The 5,185-nt window shown below is 71.6% G+C and carries 6 protein-coding genes; 4 read left to right on the top strand and 2 right to left on the bottom strand.

Features of this window, described 5'->3' with window-relative positions; translation table 11 throughout:
• Window positions 1-193: 193 nt before the first annotated feature.
• Entirely contained in the window at window positions 194-622 is a 429-nt protein-coding gene (locus ACZ4Z2_RS35175; protein ID WP_468081664.1) for a pentapeptide repeat-containing protein, read from the top strand.
• Window positions 619-990, top strand: coding sequence for a toxin-antitoxin system YwqK family antitoxin (locus ACZ4Z2_RS35170; RefSeq protein ID WP_468081663.1), 372 nt, complete (start codon window positions 619-621; stop codon window positions 988-990). The genes ACZ4Z2_RS35175 and ACZ4Z2_RS35170 overlap by 4 nt, the downstream gene beginning before the upstream one ends.
• Before the next feature lie 149 nt (window positions 991-1,139).
• Here the strand turns inward: ACZ4Z2_RS35170 and ACZ4Z2_RS35165 are convergent, their stop codons facing one another.
• Window positions 1,140-2,336, bottom strand: a complete 1,197-nt coding sequence (locus ACZ4Z2_RS35165; RefSeq protein WP_468081662.1) for a barstar family protein — start codon at window positions 2,334-2,336, stop codon at window positions 1,140-1,142.
• A gap of 119 nt (window positions 2,337-2,455) precedes the next feature.
• Window positions 2,456-3,094, bottom strand: a complete 639-nt coding sequence (locus tag ACZ4Z2_RS35160; protein WP_468081660.1) for a TetR/AcrR family transcriptional regulator — start codon at window positions 3,092-3,094, stop codon at window positions 2,456-2,458.
• Window positions 3,095-3,289: 195 nt separating this feature from the next.
• On the opposite strand from ACZ4Z2_RS35160, the gene ACZ4Z2_RS35155 reads away from it, so the two are divergent.
• Both ACZ4Z2_RS35155 and ACZ4Z2_RS35150 read left to right on the top strand, forming a co-directional pair.
• The gene (locus tag ACZ4Z2_RS35155) at window positions 3,290-4,231 is read left to right on the top strand and encodes an ABC transporter permease (protein ID WP_468081658.1); all 942 of its coding nucleotides are present in this window, start codon (window positions 3,290-3,292) and stop codon (window positions 4,229-4,231) included.
• Window positions 4,224-5,054, top strand: a complete 831-nt coding sequence (locus ACZ4Z2_RS35150) for an ABC transporter ATP-binding protein (protein WP_468081657.1) — start codon at window positions 4,224-4,226, stop codon at window positions 5,052-5,054. Before ACZ4Z2_RS35155 ends, ACZ4Z2_RS35150 begins: the two co-directional genes overlap by 8 nt.
• The last annotated feature ends 131 nt before the right edge of the window (window positions 5,055-5,185 follow it).

Below are 5,185 nucleotides of genomic sequence, written 5' to 3'. Positions count from 1 at the left end.
ACCCGTGTACTGGACGTACTCGGGTCGGGGCCCGGTGCGTCGAGAGCGCGTGCATGGCGTCGCGGGGCAGGTGGGAATTTGACGACAGGGCCTAGCCGGCGCGGACCTCTACCGGGCCGACGCCCAGGACGCCGACTTCTCCGGGGCGGACCTGTCGTGCGCGTCGCTCGTACGGACCGTCCTGGACGGAGCCGTGCTGCGGGGCGCGGTTCTCGACGGCGCGGACCTGGTGAAGGCGTCCCTGTGCGACGTGGACGCCAGGGATGCCTCGTTTCGTGGCACCCGCTTCATGGGCGCGTCGCTGCTGGACGTGGACCTGCGTGGCGCCGATCTGTCCTACGCCGTGCTGCGCGATAACTTCTTCAGGGTGACCTTGGACCACGACACGAAGGTCGAAGGGCTCTCGGGGACGGTCTTCGGCCCGGTCCGCCTGGTCGACGGGCAGGGCAGCCCGGGCCGGGAGGTCGCCGGGGCGGAGCTGGAGGAATGGGTGCGCGACCGGGGCGGGGACATCCGCGTCCTGCCCCTGCCGGGGACACCCACTCGGCCCGGCCCCGCTCGTCGTCCGGCGCCCACAGTCACGGGCACCCCGCCGACCGATGCCAAGGGGATCCCGGAATGACTCCAGTACCGCGAATCGACATCGACGACCCCGAGGTCGATATGGATGACGAGCAACGTCTGCTGTATCGGGGGCGCCCCTTCTCCGGAGAAGTCGAGGAGCGCTCGGGCGGTGTTGTCATCAGTTCGGACTCGTACGTCGACGGCCTCCGGGACGGCCCCGGCCGCGAGTGGTACAAGGACGGCACCCTTCGCTCCGAGGTGACGGCACGCATGGGGCGCCCGGTCGGAGTCGCCAGAGAATGGCACCCCGACGGCACACTCGCCGCGGAACAGGTGTTCGCCGAAAACGGCCTGACCATGCTGCAGGACTTTCACTGGGACGAGAACGGGCAACCCACCAGGACTTGGCGCAAAGCATCCGAATGAGCGAATGAGCCTTCCGGGCACCGGCGTCGATGACTCCGAGGCGCGTTCCGACCACGGAGCCCATCCGGCGACACGGGAAGTCACGCCTGCCACCGCTGAAGCCAGGACCTCGCAGGCGGCGGAGATCGCCGCGGTGCGGGGTGACGCCGCTACCGGAGGACGACGGTGACGCCGCGGCGTTCGAGCAGGCGCACCACGTCCGCGAAGTAGGGGAGCTGGTCCTCCGGGTCGTCCACGACGTCCGCGAGCGCGCGGCGGGCCACGTCCGCGTCGTGCCAGACGAGCGTGAACGGTGGGGCCACTCCGAAGCCACCGCCAAGGCAGTCCCGGAACGCGTTCCACTCCCGGCCGAAGTAGCGGCCGGGGCCGAGCACCGCCTCCGCGAACGCGAGGTGCAGTCCGGGGACGTCCGTGACGTACCGGCCGTCGAGGTGGTGCTCCCCGCCGGTCCGGTCGGGCCGGGGCGCGGGCAACCGCCACGCGCGCGTGGTGAGCTCCAGCCACTCGGCCCGGCCCAGCTCGTCGTACGGCGCCCACAGGTTGGGCTCCGTCGGCGCCCCCCGGTACCACTGCTCCCAGACCGGGCGGGCCGACGGCCGGGGCCGCTCCTCTCCGCCGTCGACGAGGGTGATGTCCTGAAGCCCCGCCCCGAGCACGGACGGCCGCACCTCGCCGATGTCGAGCCCCACCACGGGGGCCGCCAGCACCTCGCCCTGACGGTCCAGCACCAGTAGACGGCCCCAGCCGCCCGCCCAGCGGCGCGGCTGCCGCCTCGCCCGCGACAGCGGCTCCGCGGCCTCACAGCCGACCAGTTCCAGGGGTACGGGCGCCGGATCGGGCCGCGACCTGAACAGGCCCTCCACATCGGCACACCGGCCCACACCCGTCGCGCCCGCCGTCGTCCCCGCGAAGAGCTCGAACCAGGGCGCCTCCAGCCGTACGGCGTGCTTCTCCTCGGCCCGGACACCCGCGCCGAGCACGACGTCGTACCGCTCCGGGTCGGCCGGGTGCGGCTGATGGGCCACCACCGCGGCGTCGACGAGGGTCCACCACTGCATGGGCTCCTCGCCCTCCCCGACCTCGACGCACACGTCGCCCAGCGCGCCGCCGAGCGAGCCGTCCGGTGCGTCGAGGACGGCGGCCAGCGGTCCCGTGGGGGCGCATCCGCGGAGCACCAGCACCTCCCGCGGCAGCGGCGCCGGTTCGACGAACAGCCCCTCGACGCCGGCGCACCGCGCCCAGAGCCGCTCCACACCGTCCTCGTCCTCCTGCACCAGGAGGCACCTCACCGGGAAGCCGTGGTCCCACGTGACGTGATCCCCGACCCGAACCTGCTCCTCGAACATTCGAGCAACTCTATGAGAAGGCGGGCCACTTGCACGACGCACGACGATCACGCAGCGGAGCCGCGCGGGGCGACCCGACCGACCCGCCGGTCCGCCAGCGGTCAGCCGTCAGCCGCCCCCTACAACGCCCGCAACGCCGCCGCGGTAGCCCGCGTCAGCCCCTCCAGATACCCCTTCGGCAGCTTCGGCGTGCGGACCACCACCGACCGCCAGTACAGCGGGCCGGAGATCAGATCCAGCGCGAGGTTCTCGTCGACGCCCTCGCGCACCTCGCCCCGCGCGACCGCCGCCGCGACGATCCCCGTGGCGACGCTCTGCTGCCCCTCGCTCAGCGCCTTCTGCATGGCCTCGGCGATGTCGGGGTTGCGGGCGGCCTCCGCCTGGAGGTCGGGGATGATCTGGCCGGCCACCGGGTGCCGCAGGGCGCGCGACGTGACCTCGTACAGCAACCGCAGGTCGCCCTCCAGGGACCCCGTGTCCGGCGCCGGCAGTCCCTGCACCGCCACGGCCGACACGAGGTCGAGCACGAGGTGCAGCTTGGAGCGCCAGCGGCGGTACACCGCCGTCTTGCCGACGCCCGCGCGCCGCGCGATCCCCTCGATGGACATCCGGGCGTAGCCGACCGCCGCCAGCTCCTCGAAGACCGCCGCGCGGATCGCCTCGGTCACGTCCTCGCGGAGCACGGCCGCCCCTGCGGGCGCCCGGCGGCGCGGCCGGGGCGGCGGCTGGGCCGCGGAGGGGTCGGCGTTCGTCGTCATGCGGACCAGCATAGGGGCGTCACGACGAGACGGTTGCGTTCCGACGTTCGATCGGATTACGCTCACGTCACGACGATACGGTCCCGTCCCGACGTAAGGGCCGGGCAAGAGACGTACCGAGAAGTGCCGAGAAAAGTAAGAGAGCGGCACCCGCCCCGCCCCGTCGCCCGCCCCCACCTAGCGAAAGCAGCGGATGTGAGCCAGGTCCTCGACACACCGCCCCCGACCGATACCGGCGCTCCGGCCACCACCGCCGCCCCGGCCCCCGCCGAGACCCCCGCGCAGCTCGCCGCGCGCCACGGCCTCACCGTCAGCGGGGCCCGCCCCACCCTGGGGGCGTACGTACGGCAGCTGTGGGCGCGGCGGCACTTCATCACCGCCTTCGCCACGGCGAAGCTCACCGCGCAGTACAGCCAGGCGAAGCTCGGTCAGATCTGGCAGGTCGCCAACCCACTGCTCAACGCGGCCGTGTACTACTTCATCTTCGGCGTGCTCATGGGCACCAAGCACGGCGTCCCGGACTACGTCCCGTTCCTGGTGACCGGTGTGTTCGTGTGGACGTTCACCCAGAGCTCGATCATGGCCGGCACCCGGGCGATATCCGGCAGCCTCGGCCTGGTCCGCGCCCTGCACTTCCCCCGGGCCTCGCTGCCCGTGTCGTACTGCCTCCAGCAGCTCCAGCAACTGCTGTTCTCCATGGCCGCGCTGGCCGTGATCCTGCTGGCCTTCGGCGTGCCGGTCACCCTCTCGTGGCTGCTGATCGTGCCCGCCCTGGCCCTGCAGTTCGTGTTCAACGCCGGTGTCGCGATGGTCATGGCCCGGATCGGCGCCAAGACCCCCGACATCTCCCAGCTGATGCCGTTCGTGCTGCGCACGTGGATGTACGCGTCCGGCGTGATGTTCAGCATCGACGACAAGCTCGCCAACCGCGATGTGCCGTACGCCGTGCACCTGCTGCTGGAGTACAACCCGGCGGCGCTCTACATCGACCTGATGCGGTTCGCGCTCATCGACAGCTTCGAGGGCGGCCAACTCCCGCACCACGTCTGGGCGATCGCCGCGGGCTGGGCGCTCCTCGCGGGCGTCGGCGGATTCATCTACTTCTGGAAGGCCGAGGAGACGTACGGCCGTGGCTGACACCAACACCCTCCCGGGCACGCGGCGGGACACCGAGGGCACCGCCGACGAGCCCGTCCCCACGGTCGTCGTCGACGGCGTCGACATCGTCTACCGGGTCAACGGCACCGGCGCCGGGCGCGGCAGCGCCACGGCCGCGCTGAACCGCATGCTCCGGCGGAAGAAGACCGAGAAGGCGGCGGGCGTGCGCAAGGTGCACGCCGTGCGGAACGTGTCCTTCACCGCCTACCGGGGCGAGGCCATCGGGCTGATCGGCACCAACGGGTCCGGTAAGTCGACGCTGCTCAAAGCGGTGGCGGGGCTGCTCCCGGTGGAGAACGGCCGGATCTACACCGACGGCCAGCCGTCCCTGCTCGGGGTGAACGCCGCGCTCATGAACGACCTCACCGGGGAGCGCAACGTCCACCTCGGAGGGCTCGCGATGGGGATGTCCCGGGAGCAGGTCCGCGAGCGGTACCAGGAGATCGTCGACTTCTCCGGCATCAACGAGAAGGGGGACTTCATCACGCTGCCGATGCGGACGTACTCCTCCGGCATGGCGGCGCGGCTCCGGTTCTCCATCGCCGCGGCCAAGGACCACGACGTGCTGCTGATCGACGAGGCGCTGGCGACGGGCGACCGGTCCTTCCAGAAGCGGTCCGAGGCGCGCATCCGTGAGCTGCGCAAGCACGCCGGCACGGTGTTCCTGGTCAGCCACAACAACAAGTCGATCCGCGACACCTGCGACCGGGTGCTGTGGCTGGAGCGCGGCGAGCTGCGGATGGACGGGCCGACCGACGAGGTGCTGAAGGAGTACGAGAAGTTCACCGGCGGCAAGAAGTAACCGCCGCACCGGTGCGGGGGGGGCCACCCCCCGGGGGGGGTCTGCCCCCCCCCCCCACTCCCAAAAAAAGAAAAAAGGACCCCCCCAATCCCCAACCCCCTCGACCCCCCCGCGACCCCTTTTTTCTCCCC

Source organism: Streptomyces sp. NPDC030183 (assembly GCF_055573455.1).
The sequence above is the reverse complement of the archived record's forward strand: the minus strand, read 5'-3'. Positions and strand labels throughout refer to the sequence as shown.